This window comes from Beijerinckia mobilis, from assembly GCF_000745425.1.
GTDB classification, from domain to species: domain Bacteria; phylum Pseudomonadota; class Alphaproteobacteria; order Rhizobiales; family Beijerinckiaceae; genus Beijerinckia; species Beijerinckia mobilis.
In genome coordinates, this window is record NZ_JQJH01000003.1 from 195,047 (window position 1) to 219,043 (window position 23,997).

22 protein-coding genes are annotated in these 23,997 nt (G+C 58.3%); 9 read left to right on the top strand and 13 right to left on the bottom strand.

Annotated features, from left to right (window positions below; genetic code table 11):
* The first annotated feature begins 176 nt into the window (after positions 1-176).
* From DL88_RS04860 to modA, 4 genes are all read left to right on the top strand, one after another.
* Positions 177-1,889 carry a tetratricopeptide repeat protein gene (locus DL88_RS04860; RefSeq protein ID WP_051955628.1) on the top strand — a complete coding sequence of 571 codons (1,713 nt, stop codon included), beginning with the start codon at positions 177-179 and terminating at the stop codon, positions 1,887-1,889.
* Positions 1,890-2,021: 132 nt separating this feature from the next.
* Complete coding sequence (locus DL88_RS04865; protein WP_034992711.1) at positions 2,022-2,906, top strand: 4-(cytidine 5'-diphospho)-2-C-methyl-D-erythritol kinase; 885 nt, start codon at positions 2,022-2,024, stop codon at positions 2,904-2,906.
* Between the two features lie 127 nt (positions 2,907-3,033).
* The gene (locus DL88_RS04870; RefSeq protein ID WP_084704951.1) at positions 3,034-5,175 is read left to right on the top strand and encodes a TonB-dependent receptor; all 2,142 of its coding nucleotides are present in this window, start codon (positions 3,034-3,036) and stop codon (positions 5,173-5,175) included.
* Positions 5,175-6,020, top strand: coding sequence for a molybdate ABC transporter substrate-binding protein (gene modA, locus DL88_RS04875; RefSeq protein WP_034992714.1), 846 nt, complete (start codon positions 5,175-5,177; stop codon positions 6,018-6,020). Before DL88_RS04870 ends, modA begins: the two co-directional genes overlap by 1 nt.
* A gap of 12 nt (positions 6,021-6,032) precedes the next feature.
* Here modA and DL88_RS04880 read toward each other — a convergent pair whose 3' ends face one another.
* The 6 genes from DL88_RS04880 to DL88_RS04905 form a co-directional block, all read right to left on the bottom strand.
* Positions 6,033-6,569 carry a chromate transporter gene (locus DL88_RS04880; RefSeq protein WP_034992716.1) on the bottom strand — a complete coding sequence of 179 codons (537 nt, stop codon included), beginning with the start codon at positions 6,567-6,569 and terminating at the stop codon, positions 6,033-6,035.
* Positions 6,566-7,159 (bottom strand): chromate transporter, encoded by a 594-nt coding sequence (locus DL88_RS04885; RefSeq protein ID WP_034992730.1) that lies wholly within the window; start codon positions 7,157-7,159, stop codon positions 6,566-6,568. The genes DL88_RS04880 and DL88_RS04885 overlap by 4 nt, the downstream gene beginning before the upstream one ends.
* A gap of 102 nt (positions 7,160-7,261) precedes the next feature.
* Complete coding sequence (locus DL88_RS19230; RefSeq protein WP_051955600.1) at positions 7,262-8,008, bottom strand: aldolase/citrate lyase/malate synthase family protein; 747 nt, start codon at positions 8,006-8,008, stop codon at positions 7,262-7,264.
* The gene (locus DL88_RS04895) at positions 7,992-8,573 is read right to left on the bottom strand and encodes an NUDIX domain-containing protein (RefSeq protein ID WP_034992734.1); all 582 of its coding nucleotides are present in this window, start codon (positions 8,571-8,573) and stop codon (positions 7,992-7,994) included. Before DL88_RS04895 ends, DL88_RS19230 begins: the two co-directional genes overlap by 17 nt.
* A 2-nt stretch (positions 8,574-8,575) precedes the next feature.
* The gene (locus DL88_RS04900) at positions 8,576-9,355 is read right to left on the bottom strand and encodes an NAD kinase (RefSeq protein ID WP_034993025.1); all 780 of its coding nucleotides are present in this window, start codon (positions 9,353-9,355) and stop codon (positions 8,576-8,578) included.
* A 291-nt stretch (positions 9,356-9,646) separates the two neighbouring features.
* A complete protein-coding gene (locus tag DL88_RS04905) occupies positions 9,647-10,258 on the bottom strand; it encodes a hypothetical protein (protein ID WP_156970941.1) in 612 nt (203 codons plus the stop codon).
* A 485-nt stretch (positions 10,259-10,743) separates the two neighbouring features.
* On the opposite strand from DL88_RS04905, the gene DL88_RS04910 reads away from it, so the two are divergent.
* Positions 10,744-11,841: a glycoside hydrolase family 3 N-terminal domain-containing protein gene (locus DL88_RS04910; protein ID WP_034992737.1), complete on the top strand. Its 1,098-nt coding sequence runs from the start codon at positions 10,744-10,746 to the stop codon at positions 11,839-11,841.
* A 32-nt stretch (positions 11,842-11,873) separates the two neighbouring features.
* Here the strand turns inward: DL88_RS04910 and DL88_RS04915 are convergent, their stop codons facing one another.
* The 3 genes from DL88_RS04915 to carB all read right to left on the bottom strand — a co-directional run bounded on the left by DL88_RS04915 (position 11,874) and on the right by carB (position 17,018).
* On the bottom strand, positions 11,874-12,932 hold the full coding sequence (locus tag DL88_RS04915; protein ID WP_245270624.1) for a bile acid:sodium symporter family protein: 1,059 nt from the start codon (positions 12,930-12,932) through the stop codon (positions 11,874-11,876).
* Between the two features lie 174 nt (positions 12,933-13,106).
* Entirely contained in the window at positions 13,107-13,580 is a 474-nt protein-coding gene (gene greA / locus DL88_RS04920) for a transcription elongation factor GreA (protein WP_034993036.1), read from the bottom strand.
* A gap of 114 nt (positions 13,581-13,694) precedes the next feature.
* Entirely contained in the window at positions 13,695-17,018 is a 3,324-nt protein-coding gene (carB, locus tag DL88_RS04925; protein WP_034992740.1) for a carbamoyl-phosphate synthase large subunit, read from the bottom strand.
* 66 nt (positions 17,019-17,084) lie between these two features.
* Here carB and DL88_RS04930 point away from each other — a divergent pair, with 66 nt between their 5' ends.
* Positions 17,085-17,279: a hypothetical protein gene (locus DL88_RS04930; protein ID WP_034992743.1), complete on the top strand. Its 195-nt coding sequence runs from the start codon at positions 17,085-17,087 to the stop codon at positions 17,277-17,279.
* Positions 17,280-17,398: 119 nt separating this feature from the next.
* Here the strand turns inward: DL88_RS04930 and DL88_RS04935 are convergent, their stop codons facing one another.
* A complete protein-coding gene (locus tag DL88_RS04935; RefSeq protein WP_156970942.1) occupies positions 17,399-18,004 on the bottom strand; it encodes a hypothetical protein in 606 nt (201 codons plus the stop codon).
* 13 nt (positions 18,005-18,017) lie between these two features.
* Entirely contained in the window at positions 18,018-18,998 is a 981-nt protein-coding gene (locus DL88_RS04940) for an EcsC family protein (protein WP_034992748.1), read from the bottom strand.
* A gap of 599 nt (positions 18,999-19,597) precedes the next feature.
* Between DL88_RS04940 and DL88_RS04950 the strand changes: the two genes are divergently transcribed.
* Positions 19,598-20,245, top strand: coding sequence for a transglutaminase-like cysteine peptidase (locus DL88_RS04950; RefSeq protein WP_245270625.1), 648 nt, complete (start codon positions 19,598-19,600; stop codon positions 20,243-20,245).
* Between the two features lie 219 nt (positions 20,246-20,464).
* Positions 20,465-21,460, top strand: coding sequence for an aldo/keto reductase (locus DL88_RS04960; RefSeq protein WP_034992759.1), 996 nt, complete (start codon positions 20,465-20,467; stop codon positions 21,458-21,460).
* A 143-nt stretch (positions 21,461-21,603) separates the two neighbouring features.
* On the opposite strand, the gene DL88_RS04965 is transcribed toward DL88_RS04960, so the two are convergent.
* Positions 21,604-22,134, bottom strand: coding sequence for a hypothetical protein (locus tag DL88_RS04965; RefSeq protein ID WP_034992763.1), 531 nt, complete (start codon positions 22,132-22,134; stop codon positions 21,604-21,606).
* A 315-nt stretch (positions 22,135-22,449) separates the two neighbouring features.
* On the opposite strand from DL88_RS04965, the gene DL88_RS04970 reads away from it, so the two are divergent.
* Positions 22,450-23,187, top strand: a complete 738-nt coding sequence (locus DL88_RS04970; protein WP_034992767.1) for a YoaK family protein — start codon at positions 22,450-22,452, stop codon at positions 23,185-23,187.
* A gap of 81 nt (positions 23,188-23,268) precedes the next feature.
* Here the strand turns inward: DL88_RS04970 and DL88_RS04975 are convergent, their stop codons facing one another.
* A complete protein-coding gene (locus DL88_RS04975; protein ID WP_034992769.1) occupies positions 23,269-23,850 on the bottom strand; it encodes a TetR/AcrR family transcriptional regulator in 582 nt (193 codons plus the stop codon).
* Positions 23,851-23,997 lie beyond the last annotated feature (147 nt).

The following is a 23,997-nucleotide window of genomic DNA, read 5'->3' on the forward strand; positions in this document are numbered from 1 at the left end:
TCCGGGAAATCTCATCATTTGATTACGAAAAGCGCATAAAATTCGTCTTGAAAACGACTATATCCTTCCAAAATTGATGCTCAAGATCGTGTGCGCTCTCAGGGAAAGACGATAGCGTGTCCTTTATTTTCCGCCTTGCTTCTTCTCGTTTTCTCCCGCGCGGCCTGAGTCTCGCCATGACCTGCTCGCTTCTTGCCCCGGCGCCAATGGCGTTCGCAAGGGCCAAGGAAAGCCTGGCCATAGCGACGCCTTTCGAGGTTGGCGAAAGCCCCATGGGCAATTATCTCGCGGCCTATGTCGCCGGGATCGACAAGGACACGCTGGCCGCAGCCACCTATTTTCGTGAGGCGCTGCGTTATGACCCCAACAATCCGGCGCTGATCGAGCGGGCTTTCGTCGCGGCGATTTCAAATGGCAACATGCAGGATGCCTTTGGCTTCGCGGAGCGGCTTCTGACGCGTGATCCCCGTAACGGCCTGGCCCATCTCGCGCTTGGCGTCAGGGCCATCAAGCAGCATCATTATGCCGCCGCACGCAACCATTTCGCCCGGGGCGGCGCGAGCCGCGAACGCGATATTACGGCCACTCTGCTTGCCGCCTGGACTTATGCCGGAAGCGGCGATTACAAGCGCGGGCTCGAACTCGTCGATCGTCTGCGTGACGAGAGCTTCGGCGTGTTCCGGGATTTCCACGGTGGATTGATTGCCGAGGTCGCGCATAATAGCAATGAAGCGACGCGCCGCCTGAAAGCCGCCTATGATTCCGACAAGAACACTCTGCGGCTGGTCGATGTCTATGCCCGTTTTCTTGCCCAGCATGGCCAGCGCGAAGACGCGATCAAGGTCTATGAGGCCTATGATGAACTTCTGCCCAATCATCCGATCATCGTAGACGCCCTCGCGGCGCTGAAAAGCGGTAAGACACTTGAATCGCCGATCCGCACGCCGGAGCAGGGCGCGGCGGAAGTGCTCTATGGCCTGGGTGCCGCCGGCAGCCGTCAGGGCGACGAACTTGCTGCGATGATCTATCTGCGCCTGTCGCTGTATCTCTCACCAGACAACAGCCTCGCGCTGATCACGCTTGGGGATATTTACGAGCGCATCAAGCAGAATGAACGGGCGCTCGAAGTCTATGAATCCGTTCCGGAGGATGACCCTCTGCGGGTCACAGCGGATATTCAAAGCGCCCAGATTCTCGAAGTGCTCGGGCGCACCGAGGAAGCGCGCAAGCATCTCGAATCGATCGTCAAGGATCATCCCAAGGATGCCGATGCCCTTGCCGCGCTCGGCAATCTCCAGCGCGCGCATAAGCAATATGCCGAGGCGATCGAAACCTATACGCGGGCACTGGAAGCGACGAACAAACCCGAAAAGGCCACCTGGCCGCTGTATTATTTCCGGGGCATCTCCTATGAGCGCAACAAGCAATGGCCGCAGGCCGAGGCCGATCTGCGCCGCGCGCTGGCCCTCTTCCCCGATCAGCCGCTCGTCCTGAATTATCTCGGCTATAGCTGGGTCGATCAGGGCCTCAATCTCGATGAGGCCTTCACCATGCTGCACAAGGCCGTCGAATTGCGTCCGACCGATGGCTATATCGTCGACAGCCTCGGCTGGGCCAATTACCGGCTCGGGCGTTACGATGAAGCCGTCAAGGAACTCGAACGCGCGATCGATCTCAAACCATCCGACCCGGTGATCAACGATCACCTTGGCGACGCCTACTGGCGTATCGGGCGCAAGCTCGAGGCCCATTTCCAATGGAACCATGCGCGCGATCTCGGCCCCGAGCCGGAGGACAAGGATCGCATCCTGAGCAAGATCGCGCATGGCCTCAATGACGAGGAAAAGCCGGCGGCTGCTGAAGCAAAGCCCGACAAAAACGGCGGCTGACACCACAGCTGCTCTTATGATTGCTCTTGGCTCCGCCTCACGTGCGGCTTGACGCTTTGCGCCGTCTCGCCGAGAAAATCCCTGTGATTTCCTGATGGCCCTGCCTTCGGCTGGGCCATAATAGTTCCGGATATGGCTTTGGCATCTTCTGTTCTGATCGAACGCGCGCCCGCGAAGGTCAATCTCACCCTCCATGTCGTTGGCCGCAAGGAAAACGGCTGGCACGAGCTCGAAAGTCTCGTCGCATTCACCGCGGGCGGGGATGTTTTGTCCCTGACGCCCGGGGAGATGCTCGGCCTGACGCTCGAAGGTCCGACAGCCTCGCTTGCCGGCGACAATGATCAGAATCTGGTGTTGAAGGCGGCTCGTAATCTCTCAAGCCGTGTTGATGGCTTGCGCACAGGCGCTTTCCATCTCGTGAAACATCTTCCGGTCGCGGCCGGTGTCGGTGGTGGCTCGTCCGATGCAGCGGCGGCGCTGCGCCTGCTCGCCCGGGCCAATGAGATCGCCTTCGATGATCCGCGCCTGCAGGAGGCGGCGCGCGAAACCGGTGCTGACGTCCCTGTCTGCCTCGACCGGTGCGCCCGCATGATGGAGGGCGTTGGGGAAAAACTTGGCGAACCCTTGCGCCTGCCGCCGCTCGTGGGCCTGATCGTCAATCCGGGGCAGGCGCTTGAGACCAAGGCGGTGTTCGCCACGATGAATCTGGCGCCCGGAACGAAAACCCATTACGGCGCGCATCCCGCGCTGTCCGCGCCACAGGATATGGCAGGGTTTCTCGCGGCGCTGCGCAAGGGCCGCAACGATATGGAGGACGCGGCCTGCGTCCTCGCGCCGGTCATAGGGTCCATCCTCGCGGTCCTGTCGGCAGCGCGCGGATGCCAGCTCGCGCGCATGTCGGGGTCCGGTGCGACCTGCTACGCTTTGTTCACCGATTGCCGCGCGGCGCTCAAGGCGCGCCAGGCGATTTTAAAGGCGCATCCGGAATGGTGGGTCAAGGCCTGCGTGTTCCGGTAAGCGATGGCCGATGAATTTGCCCTATCACCATTGGCTCGCGAAATGAGCCCAAAGGCTTCAATGGCCAAGCTCTTGTTAAGCAATATCTGTTAATATATATGTGAACGGTTTTTTACAGGATAAAACCGTGCCTTACCGTTTTCCACTGCTTCGCCGCCCGCTTGCTCTTCTCGCTTGTATCGAAACACTTTCCACTTTGACGGCTCATGCTGAGGATGGGGTGATCGAGCTTGCGCCTGTCACCATTTCGGCTGAGGGCGCCGCCTCGACGGAGACGGTTCAAGGTGGTTATCGCGTCAAAAACGCCACTCTCGGTCCCTTTGGGCAAAGGCCCATTGTCGATACGCCTTTTTCCGTCACGGTGGTGCCATCCGATCTCGCCAAGAACCAGCAATTGTTGAGCGTGCGGGAAGCCCTCCGTCTGATTCCTTCCGTTCAAGGCGAGAATATCCGGCCGCAGACGCGCGGCATGCAGGCTGGTGTCGTGCAAAATACGCGCATCGACGGTCTGAACATTGCGGCGACGACCGATTATCCGATGGAACAATTCGATCGGATCGAAGTGCTGAATGGTCTTTCCAGCGCCATCTATGGTCCTTCCAATCCGGCAGGCACTTTCAATTTCGTCCTGAAGCGTCCCACCGAGACGCCTTTGCATGAATTGACATTCGGTTATCTCTCGCAGACCTCCTGGCTCGGCCATGCCGATCTCGGTGGCTATCTCGACGAGGGGCGGCATTTCGCCTACCGTTTGAATCTGCTTAATCAGAATGGCGTCAATTATGTCGATGGCAGCCAGTTGAAACGCCAGCTTGCGAGCCTCGCCTTCGACATTCACATCACGCCGGAGACGGTCGTCGAGACCAATGCGAGCTTCTATAATTACGTCACCAAGGGTTTGCCGGGAACATTCGCTCTGGCAAGCGGCGTGAGTTTTCCCTCAGCTCCCGATCCGACCCGTGTCGGCTACGGCCAGCCTTACGGCGGTGACGACAATCAGACCGCCATCTTCAGCGGCCGCCTGAAACATGATTTCGGGCAGGACTGGCATCTCACGGCGGCGATCCTGCGCCAGAGCAATGACAGGGCGTCGACTGTTCCGACGAATACACTGACGAGCAATTCCGGGGCCTATACGACGACGGCGGCGACGACAACCTATTCGCTGGATACTGTGCTGAGCAATATGGTCGCGCTCAACGGCCGTTTCTTCACCGGCCCCGTCTCGCATGATTTCGTGATCGCGAATAATGGTTTCCTGTGGGATCGCTATACGCCGTATCAGACCGGGGCGGTGACGCTCGGCAGCGCCAGCCTCGCCAATCCCGCCGTCTTTCCCGCGCGCGCCTTTCCGGATTTCAAGAACCGTTATCGTTCGGTGGAAACCTTCCAGCAATCGATCACGGTCGGCGATATTATCGGGCTCAGCGAACAATGGGCGATGCAATTCGCCATCAGCCAGAGCTGGATCAATGCGCAGAATTTCAACCGTTCCGGTGTCATGACCAGCAATTACAATACGAGCGGAGTCAGCCCGACGGCGAGCGTATTGTTCAAGCCGAACCGGATCTCGACGGCCTATCTCACTTACGCGGAAAATCTGCAGCAGGGCGATACGGCGCCGAATGGTGTGGCCAATGCCGGCAATGTGCTGGCACCCGTGCGTGCGCGGCAATGGGAGCTTGGATACAAGGTCGATCTCGAAAGAATCAATTTGCGGGCGGCCCTGTTCCAGATTGAGCGACCCTATGCTTATACGGTCAATAATGTTTATGGCGTCAACGGCTTGCAGGTCAATCGCGGCATTGAGCTGACAGCCGCTGGAAAGCTAACGGATGATCTGACCCTTTTCGGCGGTCTGTCGCTGCTCGACCCGCGGCTTCAGAATACGGCATCGGTGACGACGACCGACAAGCAGATTCTCGGCCTCTCGCATGTTATGTTCAACATGCTGCTCGATTATCAGTTTCCGCTCGTGCCCGGCCTTGCCTTCAACGCCAATATCAATTTCGCCAGTGCACGGCCGGGCAATTACAGCAATACGACCTGGGCTGACGGCTATGTCGTCGCCGATCTCGGTGTGCGCTATGAGACGAAGGTTATGGACCATCCCGTCACCTGGCGCCTGAATGTATATAATGTCGCCGATGAACATTATTGGGCCAATGTCGCGCCGACAGGTCAGAATGGCTATAACAGCACGGACAATGGCATAGGAACGCTGGGCGCGCCGCGGACTGTCCGTCTATCGATGCAAATGGATCTGTGATGATACGCAACGTCCTGTGCCGGAATCTCCTTGTCTTCCTTGTCGTCCTATGGCCTTGCGTCTCCAGGGCCGATGAACAGACAGGATCCCCCCAGCCTTTGCGCGTCTTTGCAGCGGGTAGCCTCAGGGGCGTGGTCAAGTCGCTCGTCGCGACTTATGAAAAGACGACGGGGCAAAAGATTGATACCGTGTTTGGACCTGCCGGCTTGTTGCTCGACAGGATCGAAAAGGATGGTGGTGCCGATCTCTTCCTTTCCGCCAATATGAACCACCCCGAGCAGTTGGCGCGTGCTGGAAAAAGCCTGCCGCCGGTGATTTATGTGCGAAACGCAATGTGCGGGCTGGCGCGCAAAGATTTTGGCCTCACGACGGAAAATTTCCTGCAGAAGCTTCTCGATCCGGCGACCCGTATTGGGACCTCGACGCCGAAGGCTGATCCGGGCGGGGATTACGCATGGACGATGTTTGCCCGGGCGGATGTGCTGAAGCCGGGCGCCGAGAAGCAGCTTGAGGATAAGGCGCAGAAACTTGTCGGTGGCACTCTGGCACCACCGCCTGCCGCCGGGGCCAATCCTGTCGCGCAATTCGTGAAAGAGGGGACGGTCGATCTCTTCATCGGCTATTGCAGCCATGGGAGCGCTGCGCCGGATAATGATCTCGTCTCCGTCAGGGCACCCGATGATCTTAATATCGCCGTTGATTACGGAATGTCGGTGATTGAAGGAGCGGATCCAGAACGGCAATGGGCGGCGGCGCGCTTCGCCCTTTATCTTTTGACGCCTGGTGCGCAAAAAATCTTCGCAGAATTCGGCTTCGTGCCGGTGAGACAGAGCACACAGAATTGAGGCGTCGCATTATCAGGAGATCTTGTTGATTGCTCCGATCGCGCTGGCGATAAGAGTGACGCTGGCGCCGCCAAGAAGAATCCAGAAAGTCTCGATTTTCGTCATCAGGAGCAGCGCGAGGCTGATTGTGGCAATGGTCATTGTCAGCGGATCGGTGAGCGCGTCCCTGCCAAGCGGTATGGCTGCCGCGAATAGCAGAGCGGCACTGGCGATGACGACGCTTTGCAGAACGGTTTTCACACGCGGATGCTCGACCCTGCGGCCGGCATAGTGAAGGATAGGAATGATGGTCAGGGCTGGCGTGATCATGGCCAGCCAGCCAGCCAGCGCGCCGGGCCATCTGGAAACGAAATAGCCGACACTGACGATGAATAATCCGACTGCCCCGGGCGTACTGCGGGTGATGACGATGGCCTCGTTCAACTGCTGTTCCGTCAGCACATGATAATGGGTGATGAGTGCGTCATGCACAGCGGGCAGGGCCGCGAGTCCGGCAAAGGAAGTGGCCGCGGCCTTGAGCAGGATGACATAGAGCAGAAAGATGTTCATGCTTTCACCGGGGGCAGGAAGACACCGAGAAGACCAGCGAGCAAGAGCACTTCGATGGCGGGGATTTTGAGAAAGACATAGAGTGTGAATGCGGCAAGGCCGATGCCGATGAGACGCAAACATTCGGCCTTGCGTGCATGAGGCCGTGCGATGATCCATGCTGTCTTGATGGTCAAGGCGACCGCGCCGGCCATGGCGCCCCGCAAAGCCTCGTTGAAGAGAAGATTATCGCGCCACGCATCGAACAGGATCGTGAGGGCGACAACCATCAAGGCGCAGGGAAGAGAGGCGGCAAGAAGAGCGGTGATGGCGCCGGGAACGCGTTGCAGGACCCAGCCGAGGCCGGTGCAGAAAGCCAATAGATTGGTGCCGGGTATCAGACGCGCCAAGGCGAAACACAAGGTGAAATCATCCTGGCTGACCCAGTGACGTTTTTCGACCAATTGCTGATGAATGGCTGCGGCGGTGAGGCTGCCTCCGCCCATGGTGAAATTAGCGTGGCGGATGAACAGACTTGCGATCTGGGAAAGAGTCGGATGCGGCCTTCTGGGTTCCTCGATTGCATGTGTCATTGGATTCTTGATGGGCATGGAGAAACGTTTCGTTGCATCGCGATTGGCGAGAATATCCGGTCCTATAGGGGAATAGCAGCGGCAGGACCGGAATACGCGCCGATCGTGTCACAAGTCGCTTCAATCCGTCTTGAGAATATTGCCGGTGATAACGGAGACGTGACCGTGAAAGCCCTCCCGCTGCGCCTTGAGCGCCATTCTTTCCCAGGCGGAATTGGCATGTGCTGCCGCCGCGAAATCCTCGGCTGGCCACGTCATGTCGAGATAGGCTGGAACCTGTGCAATCGCGGCGGCAAGCACCGTCTGTGCTCGTGCGAAGATAAGCGGCGCTGGGTCAAAGTAATCCGCCGCTTCAAGCGTCGCGATGGCGGGCAGGTCGATGTTCAAGGCCCTCGCCAGCGGGCGCGGGGTGTGAATGAATGCGACGAGACGGGGACTTGATCCAGCATAGGTTTGCAAGGTGAAACAGGCGGCAGGCGTTGCCGCAACCTCGGCAATGATTTTCGTGGTGCCGTCCGGCCTGTTATGCAAGGCCTCGTGAACGGCAAGCAGGCAGCCCGCATGCTGCACATCCATGCCGCCGCCACATCCGTGCAGCACGATGCCATCGAGCCTATGCTGTATGATCGCGGTCAAATGATCATCGAGCTTGGCGTCATCGAGTGAGGGAAGCTGTGCATAGATCACTGTGCCGCCGAGGCGACGCAGGCCATCCATTTTCTCTTTGAAACATTCTGTATTTTCGATGGCTCCGGCCGGGATGACAATCGTCCCGTCGGCAGAGCCGGCCAGCGGTGGATGCGCGAAATCATTCAGTCTGTAGAAAACTGGAGATGTATGCGGCGCGTCATCAGCCCTGCATGACATTGTTCAGCTTGGCCCAATAGAGCAGGGCGATGGTTTTCGCGTCGATGATCTCACCCTTGTCGATCATGGCAAGCGCTTCATCAAGCGTCGGTTCCAGAATCTCTATATCCTCGGCCTCCTCTTCAAGGCCGCCGCCCGGGCCGACACGCTGATCAAGGCTGTAGGGCGCCGCGAAATAATAGAGTTTTTCGGCGACCGCGCCGGGCGTTGAATAGGCTTCGAAGAGGAATCTCGGCTCACCGATGGCAAAGCCGGTTTCCTCCTGCGTCTCGCGGATGATGCAGGATCGCGGATCATCGCCGCCGAGCTTTCCGGCACAGACCTCGATCAGGCTTTCGCGATTGTTGCCGAGAAATCCCGGTAGGCGGAACTGCCGCACGAGCAGGACACGCGATCGCGTGGGATCGTATAGGAGAATGGCTGCGCCATTGCCCGTATCAAAGAAATCTCGCGCCTGTTGTTGCCATTCGCCATTGAAGCGCTTGCGCTCGATGACGATACGCTCGAGCTTGCCGAAACCGTCCGTCAGGATTTTGCGGCTGAGAATGCGGATTTGGTCAGACATGCTCAAGGTCCGAATTGTTCGCGTAGAATCTGTTCGTTGAGCGAATGGCCGGGATCATGGAGAAGCACGAGGCCGGTCGCATGATCCATCTCGATGGTGACGCGGGCCACGTGCCGGAATTCGTAATGGTCGGCGACAGCCGAGACTGGTCGTTTGTCCGGATCGAGGACCGTGATCGTCACACTCACCTTGTCACGCAGCAGCGCGCCACGCCAGCCGCGTGGCCGGAACGGAGAAATGGGCGTGAGGGCAACCATGGCGGCATCAAGCGGAAGGATCGGCCCGTGGGCGGAGAGATTATAGGCGGTGGAGCCGACTGGTGTTGCCAGAAGCACGCCATCGGCGACAAGCTCGCTCAACCGTTCCTGACCATTGATCGCGATGCGCAATTTGGCGGTCTGATAGGTCTGGCGGAACAGATAGACTTCATTGATGGCGCGCGCCTTGATTTCCATGCCGCGCGTATCGACTGCCTGCATACGCAGCGGATGCACGACGGAGGCTTCGGCCACTTCCAGGCGTTTTTCAAGCTCGTCCAGCCGGAATTCATTCATGAGAAAGCCGACCGAGCCGCGATTCATGCCATAGATCGGTTTCTTCTGGCCCATGAAACGATGCAGCGCCTGCAACATCATGCCATCGCCGCCGAGCGCGACAATGACATCGGCTTCGTCCGGATTGACATTACCGTAGAGGATGACGAGCTCCCGCATCGCCTCGGCGGCCTCATGCGTGGAAGCGGCGATGAAGGCGATGCGTTGAAAACGACGCTGCTTCGACAAGATTCTGTCCGCGATTGAGGCATTGGCGATGGATGGGATAGAGCACCGTCCCGCTTCACCGTGGCATTGGTAAAGCCACATCGCGTACCAGGGACGATTCTCCTCCTTTTCCTTACCGTCTAGAATATCCCGACAGACCTTCGCAAGCCTAGCCCGGACTTGTCGTTGATCGGGGCCACGCGAAAGTCTCGAAATTGCATTCGCTCGCGAGGTCAATGTGCGGCGCAATGTCGCTTCGGTAATCGTTCTCGCGCTCGCACTCGCACCGTTTGGGATGATTCCCTGATTGGTTCAAGGGTTGGACACGGGTTCGTTTGCGGGAGCGGAAAAGTCGATGGTTGTCGCAGGGTCACCGGCGAGCAGGCGCTGCGGTCTTTGCTGAAAGCTCCAGCCTTTCGCAATGCGATCGAAGATCCAGGTCGTCGAGAAATTGTCGATCGGCCAGCTTTGTGGACTCTGCTTCTTATTGCCGAGAATGAAGTTGGCGATCCTTGGTAATTGATTGTGTTTCCAGGAAATGAGAACAACGCCGCCTTGTTTGGCGTTGACGGCTTCGACCAGTGCCGGTTCTTCCCCTTCCGCGAAGTCGCAATTCACCGGAATGGCTAGCTCTTCCGCGAGAGGCCAGAGCGTCTGCTGCGGTCGCAGGCTGGTGTTGGTTGGATAGGCCCGACAGGCGAAAAGACAATCCGGCTGTGCGATGGTGGGATCGAGAGGGGCCTGACCATCGAGCGGCGCGAAATAGCGCACCAGGGCGCCTGCGCGCTGCCAGCCGCGAACCGAAAGTGAATCCTTGCTCTTTGTCCCATCAGGTTCGACGCCGCGAATGGAATTGGGCAGAAGATTTCTATCCTTGATCGGTTTCTCCGAGTGGCGGATCAGCATAATTTTGAGAGGAGGCATGGCAAAACCTGATACGGAAGCGCGAAGGAACGCCGCGACGGCCTGTGACGAGCCGCCGGTATTCTGGCTTTCCTCCCGAGGCATTGATGTTTAAAGCTCGGCTTTATACTAGACCTCATCGATCCCGGTCTGTTGGATCGATGAGGTCCGTCGGGGAAGCCGCCGCTATGCGGGCGTGGCGCCCAATCTTGACGTATTATTCCTGTCGAGATTGGGTGTGGCACGTAGCGGCGAAGACATGTTTCAGAGGAATGGAGCAATTACGGGACCTGTAACGTCAAGGGAATAGATGTGTTCACCCGTCGCTGGCCTGGTCCTGATCGCACGCTCCTGGTGAGTGGTTATGCGCATCAATCGTTTATGAGAAGGGATGTCCTGCCAAGGCATCGGTTATTCAATCTTTGATTACTATTTGCCGTTCAGATGGAGGAGGGCGACGATTTTGCTGACGTTTTCCCCGCCATGCCATTCCGTCGGAAGGTCCGATGACTGAACATCCCATTGCCGAAGTCGGTTCACATTTTCTCGTCGGCCTTCGCCCGACGCCTCTGCTTGACGAGCGCGACCGGGTTTTGTTGAGGGATCTGCAACCGGCGGGGGTGATCCTCTATAAAAGCAACTTCCGCCATGATCTGCCTTATGCCGAATGGCTCGCCAGTCAAGCGCGCCTGATCGAGGATATTCATGCCGCCTGCGGCCGCGAGCATCTGTGGATAGGCGTTGATCATGAAGGCGGCCGCGTCTGCCGTACACCGGCGCCGATCACAAGGTTCAGCTATGCCGCGCATTGGGGCGAACGTGCTCCCGCGATCGGCGCAGCGATGGGAATGGAACTCGCCTCGCTGGGGATCAATCTCAATTTTGCGCCGGTACTTGATATTCATACCAATCCCGCCAATCCAGTGATCGGTGAGCGGGCTTTCGGTTCCGACGCGGAGACGGTCATAGAGCACGGGCTCGGCTTTCTGCGGGCGATGGAGGCGCAGCATGTGCTTGGCTGCGGCAAGCATTTCCCCGGGCATGGCGATACGTCCGTCGATTCCCATTACGGCCTTCCCAGCCAGTCGGCGGGGCTCGATGATCTGCGCCGGCGTGAATTGCTGCCCTTCATCGCGGCGATCAAGGCAGGCGTCTCGATGCTCATGACCTCGCATATTCTGTTTCCGGCGGTGGATCCTGAGTTTCCGGTCACGCTGTCGCGGCGTTTCTGCACCGATCTTCTGCGTGATGAGCTGGGCTATCGCGGCGTTGTGGTCTCCGACGACATCGGCATGGGCGCGATGAACGCGTTTTTCGCGCAGCCGGAAGCTGCCGCGCGGCTTCTCGCCTCAGGCTGTGATCTGATCATGGTTTGCGCCCATTGGACCGAGACCGAGCGCGTGCGCGATTTCGCTCAGGCGATCCTGCACGCCCGGGAGGCCGGCGAACTTCCCGAAGCGCTGCTGTCAGCCTCGCAGGCGCGGATCGAGGCGCTCCTGCGCGAGGCGCCGCGCAATCCGGTCACAAGCCTCGCGCCGGAGATCTTCGAGCGTCACGCACAGGCGGGACCGCTCTTCGAGGCAAAGACCGTTGAGGTAATTTGATACCAAATCGCACAGAGCCCGACAGATTGGGATCAGCGAGACTGGGTATAAGAATGTGATGGGCTTTCGGTCTGTTGTTCGTGCACCGTTCGCGTTTCCACTGGGCGCACGGTACGGGCGTAATTCTGGGCGATGACCGCGCAGACGAAAAGCTGAATCTGGTGGAAGAGCATCAGGGGCAGTACGGCGAGGGTGACGGAAGGCCCGGCGAAGAGAATATTCGCCATGGGAATGCCGCTGACGATGCTTTTCTTCGAACCGCAGAAGACAATGACAATCTGATCCTCGCGTTTGAAGCCGAGCCAACGGCTAGCATAGGTCGTCGCGGCGAGGGCAATGAAAAGGATCAGCGTGTCGGCGGCGAAGATCACGCCGAAATCAGCGAGGCTGAGCGACGACCACACATGATTGACCATGCCTGTGCTGAAGGCCGCATAGACGACGAGCAAAATTGAGCCGCGATCCACGAAAGAGGTGAGCGCCTTGTGGCGCTCGACGAAGCTACCGATCCAGCGCCGCAGACCCTGCCCGAGAAGAAAAGGGACTAGAATCTGGATCACCAGATCCTCGATCGCGCCGGTATTGAGGCCGACGCCCTTGGTCCGCATCAAAAGCGAGACCAGTGCCGGGGTGATGAAAATGCCGAAGAAACTCGATGCGGAAGCACTGCATAAGGCTGCAGGCACGTTGCCGCCGGCAATCGAGGTGAAAGCCACTGAGGATTGCACTGTCGAAGGCACCAGCGTCAGGAACAAAAGCCCCATCGCGACCTGCGGCGATAGCCAGTTCCCCAAAAAATGCACCAGCATGAGGCCAACAACGGGAAACAGCACGAAGGTGCTGGCGAGCACCACCAATTGCAGACGCCAATGGGTGATGCCGGCAAGCACTGCCTCCGGCTTTAATCGTGCACCGTAAAGAAAGAACAGGGCGAAAATGGCCGCATAGACCAATTGATCCATGAATCGGTCCATGGCGCCGCGCGCCGGGGCTACGACGGCAAGGCCGATGGCGATCAAAAGCCCGATGAGAAACGGGTCGAGCGGGGGAAGAAAGCGGCGGAGAGCGGACATGGCGATTCTTTCGAACATTTTCGGGAATCATGCCCGCATGGAGCGGAAAATGCCCTTATCCATTGGTTTAAGTCGGATGTACGAGCGCGCCGGATCGCCCTTTGAAGGGCACGAATGTCCTACGTCCTGCCGCTTGCCCCAGACGGCAGGATTGATCTTCATGCAATGCCATTGAAATGACGGAGCAACGTCCTATTGAAAGGCGACTTTCAGAATTTCGTAGCTCTTGCCGCCGCCAGGGGTATTCACCTCGACGGAATCACCAATTTTCTTGCCGATGAGGGCGCGCGCGGTTGGAGAGCTGATCGACACACGGCCAGCCTTCACATCGGCCTCGGTCTCTCCGACGATCTTATAGACTTTCTCTTCTTCGGTATCTTCGTCGACGAGCGTCACGGTCGCGCCGAACATCACGGTTGAACCGGACAATTTGCTCGCGTCGATGATTTCCGCACGGGATAATTTATCCTCGAGCTCGGCGATCCGGCCTTCATTCAAGGATTGAGCTTCCTTGGCGGCATGATATTCGGCATTTTCCGATAAATCGCCATGAGAGCGGGCCTCGGCGATCGCCTGAATGATCCGTGGGCGTTCTTCCTGCTGGCGTTGCTTCAATTCCTTGTCCAGCGCCTGGTAACCCTCTGGCGTAATCGGGAATTTATCCATCATCGTCTCTTTCGAAATAAAATACCTGCCGCTCGTAACGCCCGATCAAGAATGGCAAGTATGGGACACCTTCACGGGTCCGGCAAGAGCGGGATCACGCTCTCGAAGTCCTAATCAGGCGAAATAATCCTGAAGGGCGTGAACTTCCAGATCTCCCGCGAGATAAGCACGGATTCCTTGCGCGGCGGCGATCGCTCCCGCAAGAGTGGTATAGTAAGGCACTTTGTGCAAGAGCGCGGCGCGGCGCAGGGAGCGCGAGTCGGCCAGCGCCTGCGCGCCTTCCGTCGTGTTGAGCACGAGCTGTATCAGGCCATTCTTGATCGCATCGACCACATGCGGGCGGCCTTCCGAGACCTTGTTCAACCGTTGCGCCGGAATGCCCTCGGCCTCCAGGAAACGGGCGGTGCCGCCGGTCGCGCAGATCTTGAAGCCGAGCGTCACTAGCAACCGGATTGTTTCGACGGCGCGATGTTTGTCCTCGTCGCGCACCGAGACAAAGACGGTGCCCTTGGTCGGCACTTTGGTGCCACCGCCGAGCTGGCTTTTGGCGAAAGCAATGGCGAAGGAATAATCGATTCCCATGACTTCGCCGGTCGAACGCATCTCTGGTCCCAGGACCGTATCGACACCGGGAAAACGGGCGAAGGGAAAGACGGCTTCCTTTACGCCGACATGCCGCAGCTTTTTGGATTCCAGCTTGAAGTCGGCGAGGCGTTCCCCGGTCATGAGGCGCGCTGCGATCTTGGCAAGCGGCACGCCGATGACCTTGGCGACGAAAGGAACTGTGCGGGCAGCGCGGGGATTCACCTCCAGCACATAGATTTCATCGTCTTTCAAGGCATATTGGACGTTCATGAAACCACCAACCTGCAGGGCGAGGGCAAGCTTGCGAGTCTGATCCTCGAGTGCGGCGATCTTTTCGGGACCGAGAGACCGGGGTGGCAGCGAGCAGGCGCTATCGCCGGAATGAATGCCGGCTTCCTCGATATGCTCCATGATGCCGCAGATGAAGACCTCCTTGCCGTCGCAGAGGGCATCGACGTCGACTTCCACGGCATCGGAAAGGTATCGGTCGAAGAGCAGCGGGTTCTTGCCCAGTACCGTATTGATCTGGCCGGTCTTGTCGTTGGGATAACGGGATTTGATCTCAGAGGACACGAGGCCCGGCAGGGTGCCGAGGAGGTAGTCGTCGAAGGCCGCATTGTCGCGGATGATCGCCATCGCCCGGCCGCCGAGCACATAGGATGGCCGCACCACCAGCGGAAGGCCGAGATCGGCGGCGACGAGGCGCGATTGTTCGACCGAGAAGGCGATCCCGTTCATCGGCTGCTTGAGGCCGATCTTCTCCAAAAGGCGCTTGAAACGGTCCCTGTCCTCGGCAAGATCGATGGAATCGACGGAGGTGCCGAGAATAGGCACGCCGGCCCGCTCCAAAGCATGGGCGAGTTTGAGCGGTGTCTGGCCGCCGAACTGGACGATGACGCCTTTGAGAGTTCCGGCTTGTTGTTCCTTCGCCAGGATGGAGAGCACGTCCTCGATCGTGAGCGGTTCGAAATAGAGCCGGTCCGATGTGTCGTAATCGGTCGAGACGGTCTCAGGATTGCAGTTGATCATGATCGTCTCGAGCCCGGCATCGTGCAGGGCGAAACAGGCCTGACAGCAGCAATAATCGAATTCGATGCCCTGGCCGATGCGGTTCGGGCCGCCGCCGAGAATCACAACCTTGTCGCGGTTCGAGGGGCGGGCCTCGCAGACGGGCGGCCCGGCAAAGGGTGGTGCATAAGTGGAATAGAGGTAGGCGGTGGGAGAGGCGAATTCCGCCGCGCAGGTGTCGATGCGCTTGTAAACGGGCTCGACGCCGAGTTCCGCCCGCAGCGCGGCGACCTCGCGGGGGCCTGTGCCGGTAAGCGTCGCTAGCCGCGCGTCGGAAAAGCCAGCGGCCTTGAGGCGGCGCAGATTGGCGGCATCCTGAGGCAGACCGAAGGCGCGCACCTTGGCTTCGAGGTCCAGAATGCCGGCGATCTGATCGAGAAACCAGCGGTCAATGGAACAGGCCTCGTGGATTTCCTCGATGCTCATTCCCTCGCGCATCGCCTGTGCGACCTTGAGGAGCCGGTCGGGTGTCGGTCGGCCGAGGGCGCCGCGCAGCGCGTTCATGTCGTCGCCGAGACCGAGGCCATCGATGGCGATTTCATCGAGCCCGGTGAGGCCGGTATCGAGCGAGCGAAGGGCTTTCTGCAGGCTTTCCGCGAAGGTGCGGCCGATGGCCATGGTCTCGCCGACCGATTTCATCGCGGTCGTCAGCGTGTCCTCGGCGCCGGGAAATTTCTCGAAGGCGAAGCGCGGAATTTTGGTGACGACATAATCGATCGACGGCTCGAACGAGGCTGGCGTTGCCCCGCCGGTAATGTCGTTGGCGATTTCGTCCAGCGTATAGCCGACGGCGAGACGTGCCGCGACTTTGGCGATGGGAAAACCGGTCGCCTTCGAGGCCAGCGCCGAGGAGCGCGAGACGCGCGGGTTCATCTCGATGACGATCATGCGGCCATCCTGCGGATTGACCGCGAATTGCACGTTGGAGCCGCCGGTCTCGACGCCGATCTCGCGCAAAACCGCGAGCGAGGCATCGCGCATGACCTGATATTCCTTGTCGGTCAGGGTCAGCGCCGGGGCGACGGTGATCGAATCGCCGGTATGGACACCCATCGGATCGATATTTTCGATCGAGCAGACGATGATGCAATTGTCGTTGCGGTCGCGCACGACCTCCATTTCATATTCCTTCCAGCCGAGGACGCTTTCCTCGACCAGAACTTCGTTGGTCGGCGAGGCATCGATGCCCCGCTCGATGATGTCGATATATTCGGCCTTGTTATAGGCGATGCCACCTCCCGTGCCGCCCATGGTGAAGGACGGGCGGATGATCGCCGGCAGCCCGATATCGTCGAGAATATCGAGTGCCTGGTTGAGCGTCTTGATCTGATGCGAGCGCGGCGTCGAAAGCCCTATCTTCGTCATCGCCTCGCGGAACAATTCGCGGTCCTCGGCCTTGTCGATCGCTTCGGCGGTCGCGCCGATCATCTCGACGTCATAATCGTCGAGAACCCCCATTTTCTTGAGAGAAAGGGCACAATTCAGCGCTGTTTGGCCACCCATCGTCGGCAAAAGGGCGAAGCCGCCCGGCGCGGCATGGCGTTCCTTGGCGATGATCTTGGCGACCACTTCCGGGGTGATCGGCTCGACGTAGGTCCGGTCGGCCATGTCCGGATCGGTCATGATCGTCGCCGGATTGGAATTGACGAGAACGATCCGGTACCCCTCCTGTCGCAAAGCCTTGCACGCCTGCGTTCCAGAATAATCGAATTCGCACGCCTGGCCGATGATGATCGGACCGGCGCCAATGATCATGATGGTGCCGATATCTGTGCGCTTGGGCATGCGATCGCTGTTCCTGTAACCAAGGCTCGGGGGAGAGCCATCGAGGGTGAAATTCGGGCAACCGGCATGCGGCCGGGCAAGCTGGCCGCCGCGGAACGCGCGCCCTCCGTCGCGCTTCTCGCCGCATCCATCGGGCAGGTCGCGGCGCGCAGCATCCTTGCCGGGATCGGCCCGGAAGGAAACTGTGAAGAAGGATCGGAATGGCGTGGCGGGCCAGTGCTAAAACAAAAAACCCGCGGATGGAACGAAAGATTGCGCTGAGAGAGCGGGAAAGTGCGCCACACGCTCGCGGAGGCCTCTGGCCTCTTGGTTCGGGGAGTGGATTTTCACAGGCAGTGCGCCACCAAAGACTTCTTACCTCCCGTTTCTTGCTTCCCGTTTCAAGGACCGACGTAACGAACCGACGGCCGGGAGGAATTCTCGAGTGAAGCGGGAATGGGTTCCTCTACCGAGAGCGCGGCGGAACGCCCTGTGTTGACGGAAAGGGAGGCTTCGCGTCGCGCCGGGAAAATGGGATTCGCCTTGGCGGCGGCAATGGCGACGAGCAGTTCCTTGTGGCGCGCCTTGCGGCCGCTCAGCATTGCTATCGGCTGGAAATCATCGAGGGAATGCGGTCCGCTGCTATCTCCCGTGAAGATGCGCAGACCTTCCGGCAGCATGACTGCGTCACCAGAGCGCAGCGTCACATCCTTCAGAAGATCGGCTTTGGCATCCCCCGTCAAAGCCTGGATGATGACGGGTCTCGGTGGTGATTTGGCGATCCGCGCTTTCTTTTTCTTCGCGTGGTGGCTGCGCGCCGAATGGGAATGCGGGGAGGGCGAGACATAGACCGGCGGTGCCGCCTCCTCCAGTCCAAACAGGGCCTCGAAAAACCCCGCTTGGGCATTTTCCACCGGCAGAAGAAGCGCGCCGGCAAGGAGCAAAGATCGAAAAGGAATCTGACGAATCGATGCGTTAGAAATCGATGACGCGGAAATCGATCGCATGGCTATCTCGGAGTTAGGCGCCGCGGTGAAACCAGTTTTGCATCGATGTTTTGAAAGAAGGCTTTGGTGGCGAGTTTAACGCCGCTTCCGCTTCGGCTTCCAGCAATTTCTGGTATTCCTCGCGGATAAGTGCGACGCCATAGGCTCTTTCCAGGCGGCGGATGGTGAAATGTCCGCGTGCCAAGGTCTGGAAATGGTCGATAAAGGCGTAATTGACGGCTGCTCCACCGACGGCTCCGAGCACCGGGACGCTTTGAGCGGCGAGCTTCTGCGAGACCACTATGCCGAAACGCGGCGCGATTTGCGCGATGAGGCGAATCAGCACCGGCGCCGTCTCATCGACGATCTGATGCGTCATGAGATAGCGCGTCGCCTCGGTAACGGATCTGGCAAGTATGCTGCGCATGGCGAAATAGCTGGTTTTGACCGCGATATTTTCCAGCCGGCCGTCAAAACTCATCGCTTCGCGGCGCACCTCGTCGTCCGCATGCAGGGTTCGGATGTCACGCTCATTGCCGAGCGCGAAAACCTCGAGACAGGCGAGAGCAACGTCGGGATGGTCGAGGTCCTCTCCCTCGCTGCGTGCAATATCGGCGATCGAATGGAGCATGACGCCGGTCGAGAAGGGGAGTTCGACAAGAAGGCTTGAAAGGCCGAAGGCTCCCCCGGTGGCGCCCGAGAGCACAGCAACCGCCTTGTGCCAATGCCGGCTGTTCTGCCCTTCCTTGTTCCTCAGCGAATTCAGGACGAACCGCAACGAGGATTGAATCGCTGTGAGCGCCGCCTTGTTGGCGCTGTCCACCACGGCAGGGGGAATGAGCGGTGCGAACAGAAGTGTTTTGCGCCCCACAAGTGCCTGGATGCGTGCTGCAAAACTCTTGTGCTCGATCTGACGCAGGGCACGCAAAAGTGCGGCTTGGTCCTCTGGCAAGAGCAGGCTGCCGAGCGCCGGCAGACCGGAATTGGGCGTTGGTTCGATATTCACCAGGGACATACGGACCTCAAGACCATCCGATGAAAATTATGAAAATAACCTTAACGGCGACAAGAGAGCTTTTTTGATCTGCGGGGCCTGTTCAGCCGCATCAATAAGGAGCACAAGTCAGGTATGAACGAATGATTAACGATCCCGGCTTGTGTTGGTTCAACAAGCCGGATCAATGCAGTCATTGCCTTGATGATACTTGCCTCTTCAAGGCGCAATTTCCGCGGGCATTGCCTCCCGGGGCGTGTTTCCGGCAGGCCTTGCCGGCTGCAGGATCGGGTAGGGACGTTTGGAAGGCGGATGCTTTTCCGCACCTCCCGTTCTGTCCGGCCTTGAAAGGTAAGATAGGGATGAAACCGTTTCTTTACTATGGCGGTTTCGTCGCAGAAATAGCTGGCCTGTGTGCAGAGACGGTTGGTTCTTGCCTTCACTGGACAGGTGGACACCGCGAATTCCGTCAATTCGACAGGAATTGGCAAAAGTTGGAATACCTTGCCTGACGTTACTGGAGCGTGCGGCGGCAATTTCCTAAAGGTTGAGGCTTTTGCTTAGAGTCCTTGCAAAGACCTTCGCTCAAACTGCCCTGAGTTCCGATCGAGGAAGGGAAAATGAGCACGTTGACAAGCTCTTTGGCGTGGTTTTCAGCAATGCGCGGCCTGGCATTGCTGCTCGCGCTGTGCATGGCGCCATCGAGCGGATGGAGCCAGACGAAGGAAGCCATCCTTCGGTCCACTTTTGTAAGCCTTGGTCCGGTGACGAGCGTGCCCTACGGCTGGATCGATTTCTGCCGCCGCAATCCCGGTGAATGTCTCGACGCGGACAGGGCCCCCGTCACGATCCAGCTGAATGCGGCGACCTTGCGGCAATTGGTGCGCATCAACGCAGGCGTTAACAAGGCGATCGTGCCGGTCTCGGACGCGGACCATTGGGGTGTGCTTGACCGGTGGGATTATCCCACGGATGGTAAGGGGGATTGCGAGGACTTCGCTCTGCTCAAACGCAAGCTCCTGATCGAGGAAGGTGTTCCGCGCCAGGCATTGCTCATGACCGTGGTCAAGGACCAACAGGGCGAAGGCCATGCGGTTGTGACCGTTGAGACCGATCATGGAGAATTCATCCTCGACAATCTGCAAGATGAGCTCAGACCATGGGACAAAACCGGTTATCGTTTCGTTAAGCGCCAGTCCCAGGAAAATGAAAATGTCTGGGTGCAGATCGGCGAACCGACACAGGCACCAGCCTATGTTTCGCGCTAGAGCATTTTCAAACTGATCGTATCGTGAAGCGACTCCATATTTACAAACGCATCAAACCGAAAAGTGACTCCCGCTTTTCGGTTTGATGCGTTTACATGTCGATACGCCTGCAAGGCTTGAACGGCACTTCCGCCGCCTATTTTCGCGCGGCGAGGCGTCGATCCGATCTCTGGTGCCATTTGGGCCAAGCCAACGAGAAAATTGCGAGGAGAAATCCACATGGAAACCATCACGATCGGCTCCACCGCTCACAAGACCTCACGCGTCGGACTCGGCACTTGGGCGATCGGCGGTTGGATGTGGGGCGGCACCGACGACAAGGAGGCGATCGCCACGATCCGCTCCGCCGTCGAACGCGGGATTACCTTGATCGATACGGCGCCTGTTTATGGATTCGGCCATTCCGAGGAGGTCGTCGGCAAGGCTCTGGCCGAAGGTGGCCTGCGCGGCGAGGTGCAGATCGCGACGAAGCTCGGCCTTGACTGGAAGGACGGCAAGGTCTTTCGCGATTCGAGTCCCGCCCGGATCCGCGAGGAGGTCGAACAATCGCTCTACCGCCTGCAGACCGATGTCATTGATCTCTATCAGGTCCATTGGCCTGATCCGGCCGTTCCCTTGGAGGAAACAGCGGGTACGCTTGAGGACTTGCGCAAGGAAGGCAAGATAAAGGCGATCGGTGTCAGCAATTTTTCCACTGACCAGATGGATCAGTTTCGCAAGGCCGCGACTCTGGATGCCATCCAGCCGCCCTATAATCTTTTCGAGCGCGAGATCGAAAAGGACGTTTTGCCCTATGCGGCGAAGAACGGTTTGACCGCTTTGTGCTACGGCGCGCTCTGCCGTGGGCTTCTGGCCGGAAAGATGACAAAGGATCAGACATTCAAGGGTGATGATCTGCGGCTCAAGGATCCGAAATTCCAGAGTGATCGCTTTCCCCATTATCTTGCAGCCGTCGAGGAATTGAGGACGCTTGCGAGGGAGCGTTTCGATAAATCCGTTCTGGCGCTTGCGGTGCGTTGGGTGCTCGATCAGGGACAGACCATTGCGCTCTGGGGTGCCCGGCGTCCCGATCAGCTCGATCCGATCGGCGAGATCGACGGCTGGCATATCGACGAGGCCACGATGAAGGACATCGACGCGATCCTCCTGCGTACCATCGAGAATCCGATTTCGCCGGAATTCATGGCGCCGCCGCTGCGCCGTGGGGCAGCGTGATTCTTTCGATCGGCCATCGAAAACCGGAAAAATGTATCATGAAACCGGCGGGCAAGGAGCCCGCCGATTTTTTGTTTATGGCGGGCAGCGAACGGAAGCGAATGCGATAGGGATCAAAAAGCGACGGCGCGGCACTTTCGCGATCACCGCTTGTCGGGTGTCATGTTCAGTCTTCGTATGAAGAAGAGTTCATACAATCTCTCGGCACCAATATGCGCACCTAATTCCTTGAAGGCGAAGAAGGGAATCAATGTGACGAACATGATCATCGAAATGACGAGGATACCGCCGAGCCGGCCGCCATTGAGTTCATGTATGCTCGCAGCAATCGTTTCTCCTTTCAAGAGACCTCGCGCCGATTCCTCAACGATATTGAAACCGATCAGCAGGAGAGAGAAAATCGCGGATTTATAAACGATCGGATAGATCAGCGGCTGCTCCTTGAATCGGTCGGCAAGATTGATTGTCTCTCCGAGCAGCATCACCTTGGCCAGGATCAAGGCATTTACAAGCGCGAAACCAAGATCGGATCCAAGGCGGGACTGTTCGACGAGAATGTATTTGTGAAGGGCGAAAAGGCTGAGCAATATCCAGAAATAAAGAAACATATTCAGGAATTTCTTCGCTTCGTTCAGCACTTTTCTTCTGATGGTCAGGACCTTGTCCGCGAGCATGAAAATGCCTCCCTGTTGCCTTTTGCCGGGCGTGGATTTTTGATGAGAGACTCCAGGAGCAAGGACTCGGCTCAAGCAAATTTTCCAAACTTCGGCTGTACCTGAAAATCCAACAAACATTGATTTTGCTTTCAAAAAGCAAGATCAATCGCAGCTTCAGCCAGGCACGGGCGCCGAGGACCCTTGGCTCAAATTGCTGTAGTCCAACCACTGGCATTTAATAGTGTTTCCCGTGCTGATAAGAAATATCGTTTCTTGCGAGATGAAATGCGGCGAAGCTCATTGGATAACGATTCTGCCGGAGAGGATTGCTGCGTGACACAATCGGTTGGTTTACGACCCGATGATTCCGACTGTCTCGCCATAGGCTTCAAACAGCTCACGCTCCTTGCCATGATCGCCGGATACATTGATGTCGTCGGCTATATCGATCTTGGCATTTTCACCGGTGTCATGACGGGCAATACAGCCCATCTCGGTGTTGCCCTCATAAGTAGTGATTGGCAGGTCGCGGCGAATATTGCCTTCGTCATCGCGGCCTTTTTCAGCGGCGCGGTCATCTCCAGCATCATCCGCCGCAAAATGGAGCCGCCAGTGCTTGAATTGATCATCATGGCGGCACTGCTTGCCATTGCACAGATCTTGCGCCTGACACAATTCAACACACCTCCCTTGGAAATTGCATTGCTGGCGGGTGCCGCAGCTATGCAGGGGGAGACGGTCGCCCGCTTTTCCGGCATTGCCTTGCAGACGATCGTGGTGACCAGCAATCTCCTGAAATGCGCCAAATCCTTCGTGGATTTCTGTGCCGAACGCTTTTTCGGCGCGCCGCCGGAGCAGGGCAAGGGCCTATCGGGCAGAAAGACACATTGGGCTGAAAGCGCCCTGCCGGGCCTCGCATGGGTCTCTTATCTCACGGGGGCCTGTGTCGCTGCACTGCTTGCTGCGCGAATGGAATATCAGCTTATTCTCCCGATCGTCCTGCTTTTTATCGTGATCGGTCTCACACTCATCTTTGAGCGCCGGAAGGTGAAGGCTTCCGTGGAGGAATGATACCCGCGATCATAGGGCAGCGGTTTTCCGCCGAACAATAGAGACCATGCCAGATTGTGACCCTGCGCTCTGAAAGAATGATCATTGTGGCCATGCGTGCAAGGCGGTGGCCGCCACTTGCTGCAGGGCTTCACGCGATGCGCCGGCCTTTGCCTGGACGGAAAGACCGCAGGCCATTGTCATGATGAAACGCGCAAGCTCGGCCGGATCGGACGAGGCGGGCAGATCGCCTTCTTCCTTTGCGCGCGTAAGCCGCTCGCAAAGCTTTTCTTCATCCGCCGCGCGCCGTGTGGTGAGTTCTTTCTGGATCGACTCGCTTGCATTGGAACAGACGAGAGCCCCGTTGATGTTGAGGCAGCCTGCCGGAGTCTGTTGGCCGGTCATTACGAGAATGTAGCCATCGAGCATGGCTTGTGCGACCTCAAGGGCATGAGGCTTTGCCAGCGCCGTGTCGATGAAATGCAGATGTGTCTGATAAAAACGGTCGAGCGCCTTGCGAAATAAATCTTCTTTGTTGCCGAAGGCCGCATAGAGGCTTGGTTTGGTGACGCCGAGCGCTTCAGTGATATCGGCAAGTGTCGTGCCTTCATAACCATTGCGCCAGAATAGGGCGAGAGCCCGATCGAGGGCCTGATCGAGATCGAATTCCCGAGGGCGTCCCATAAGCTGCGCATGCCGACTGGCATGCCTCCTCTCGCTACGATACTATCAAACCGGAGGGCGAACGCCGCTCTTTGAAACGGATCACAGGCTTGCAAAACCGAAGAGGGCGCTCACCGAAGAGTACGCTCATGGGGTCTGGTTAGTCGA

Excerpts from the sequence above, each read along its gene's own strand:
- DL88_RS04935 (WP_156970942.1), bottom strand. The coding sequence starts at position 18,004 with ATGCGATCGATTTCCGCGTCATCGATTTCTAACGCATCGATTCGTCAG.
- DL88_RS04905 (WP_156970941.1), bottom strand. The coding sequence starts at position 10,258 with ATGCCTCCTCTCAAAATTATGCTGATCCGCCACTCGGAGAAACCGATC.
- DL88_RS04895 (WP_034992734.1), bottom strand. The coding sequence starts at position 8,573 with ATGTCTGACCAAATCCGCATTCTCAGCCGCAAAATCCTGACGGACGGT.
- DL88_RS04940 (WP_034992748.1), bottom strand. The coding sequence starts at position 18,998 with ATGTCCCTGGTGAATATCGAACCAACGCCCAATTCCGGTCTGCCGGCG.
- DL88_RS04915 (WP_245270624.1), bottom strand. The coding sequence starts at position 12,932 with ATGTTCGAAAGAATCGCCATGTCCGCTCTCCGCCGCTTTCTTCCCCCG.
- DL88_RS04865 (WP_034992711.1), top strand. The coding sequence starts at position 2,022 with ATGGCTTTGGCATCTTCTGTTCTGATCGAACGCGCGCCCGCGAAGGTC.
- modA (WP_034992714.1), top strand. The coding sequence starts at position 5,175 with ATGATACGCAACGTCCTGTGCCGGAATCTCCTTGTCTTCCTTGTCGTC.
- DL88_RS04910 (WP_034992737.1), top strand. The coding sequence starts at position 10,744 with ATGACTGAACATCCCATTGCCGAAGTCGGTTCACATTTTCTCGTCGGC.
- DL88_RS04950 (WP_245270625.1), top strand. The coding sequence starts at position 19,598 with ATGAGCACGTTGACAAGCTCTTTGGCGTGGTTTTCAGCAATGCGCGGC.
- DL88_RS04930 (WP_034992743.1), top strand. The coding sequence starts at position 17,085 with ATGCGGCCGGGCAAGCTGGCCGCCGCGGAACGCGCGCCCTCCGTCGCG.
- DL88_RS04960 (WP_034992759.1), top strand. The coding sequence starts at position 20,465 with ATGGAAACCATCACGATCGGCTCCACCGCTCACAAGACCTCACGCGTC.
- greA (WP_034993036.1), bottom strand. The coding sequence starts at position 13,580 with ATGGATAAATTCCCGATTACGCCAGAGGGTTACCAGGCGCTGGACAAG.
- DL88_RS04975 (WP_034992769.1), bottom strand. The coding sequence starts at position 23,850 with ATGGGACGCCCTCGGGAATTCGATCTCGATCAGGCCCTCGATCGGGCT.
- carB (WP_034992740.1), bottom strand. The coding sequence starts at position 17,018 with ATGCCCAAGCGCACAGATATCGGCACCATCATGATCATTGGCGCCGGT.
- DL88_RS04965 (WP_034992763.1), bottom strand. The coding sequence starts at position 22,134 with ATGCTCGCGGACAAGGTCCTGACCATCAGAAGAAAAGTGCTGAACGAA.
- DL88_RS19230 (WP_051955600.1), bottom strand. The coding sequence starts at position 8,008 with ATGTCATGCAGGGCTGATGACGCGCCGCATACATCTCCAGTTTTCTAC.
- DL88_RS04880 (WP_034992716.1), bottom strand. The coding sequence starts at position 6,569 with ATGAACATCTTTCTGCTCTATGTCATCCTGCTCAAGGCCGCGGCCACT.
- DL88_RS04885 (WP_034992730.1), bottom strand. The coding sequence starts at position 7,159 with ATGCCCATCAAGAATCCAATGACACATGCAATCGAGGAACCCAGAAGG.
- DL88_RS04860 (WP_051955628.1), top strand. The coding sequence starts at position 177 with ATGACCTGCTCGCTTCTTGCCCCGGCGCCAATGGCGTTCGCAAGGGCC.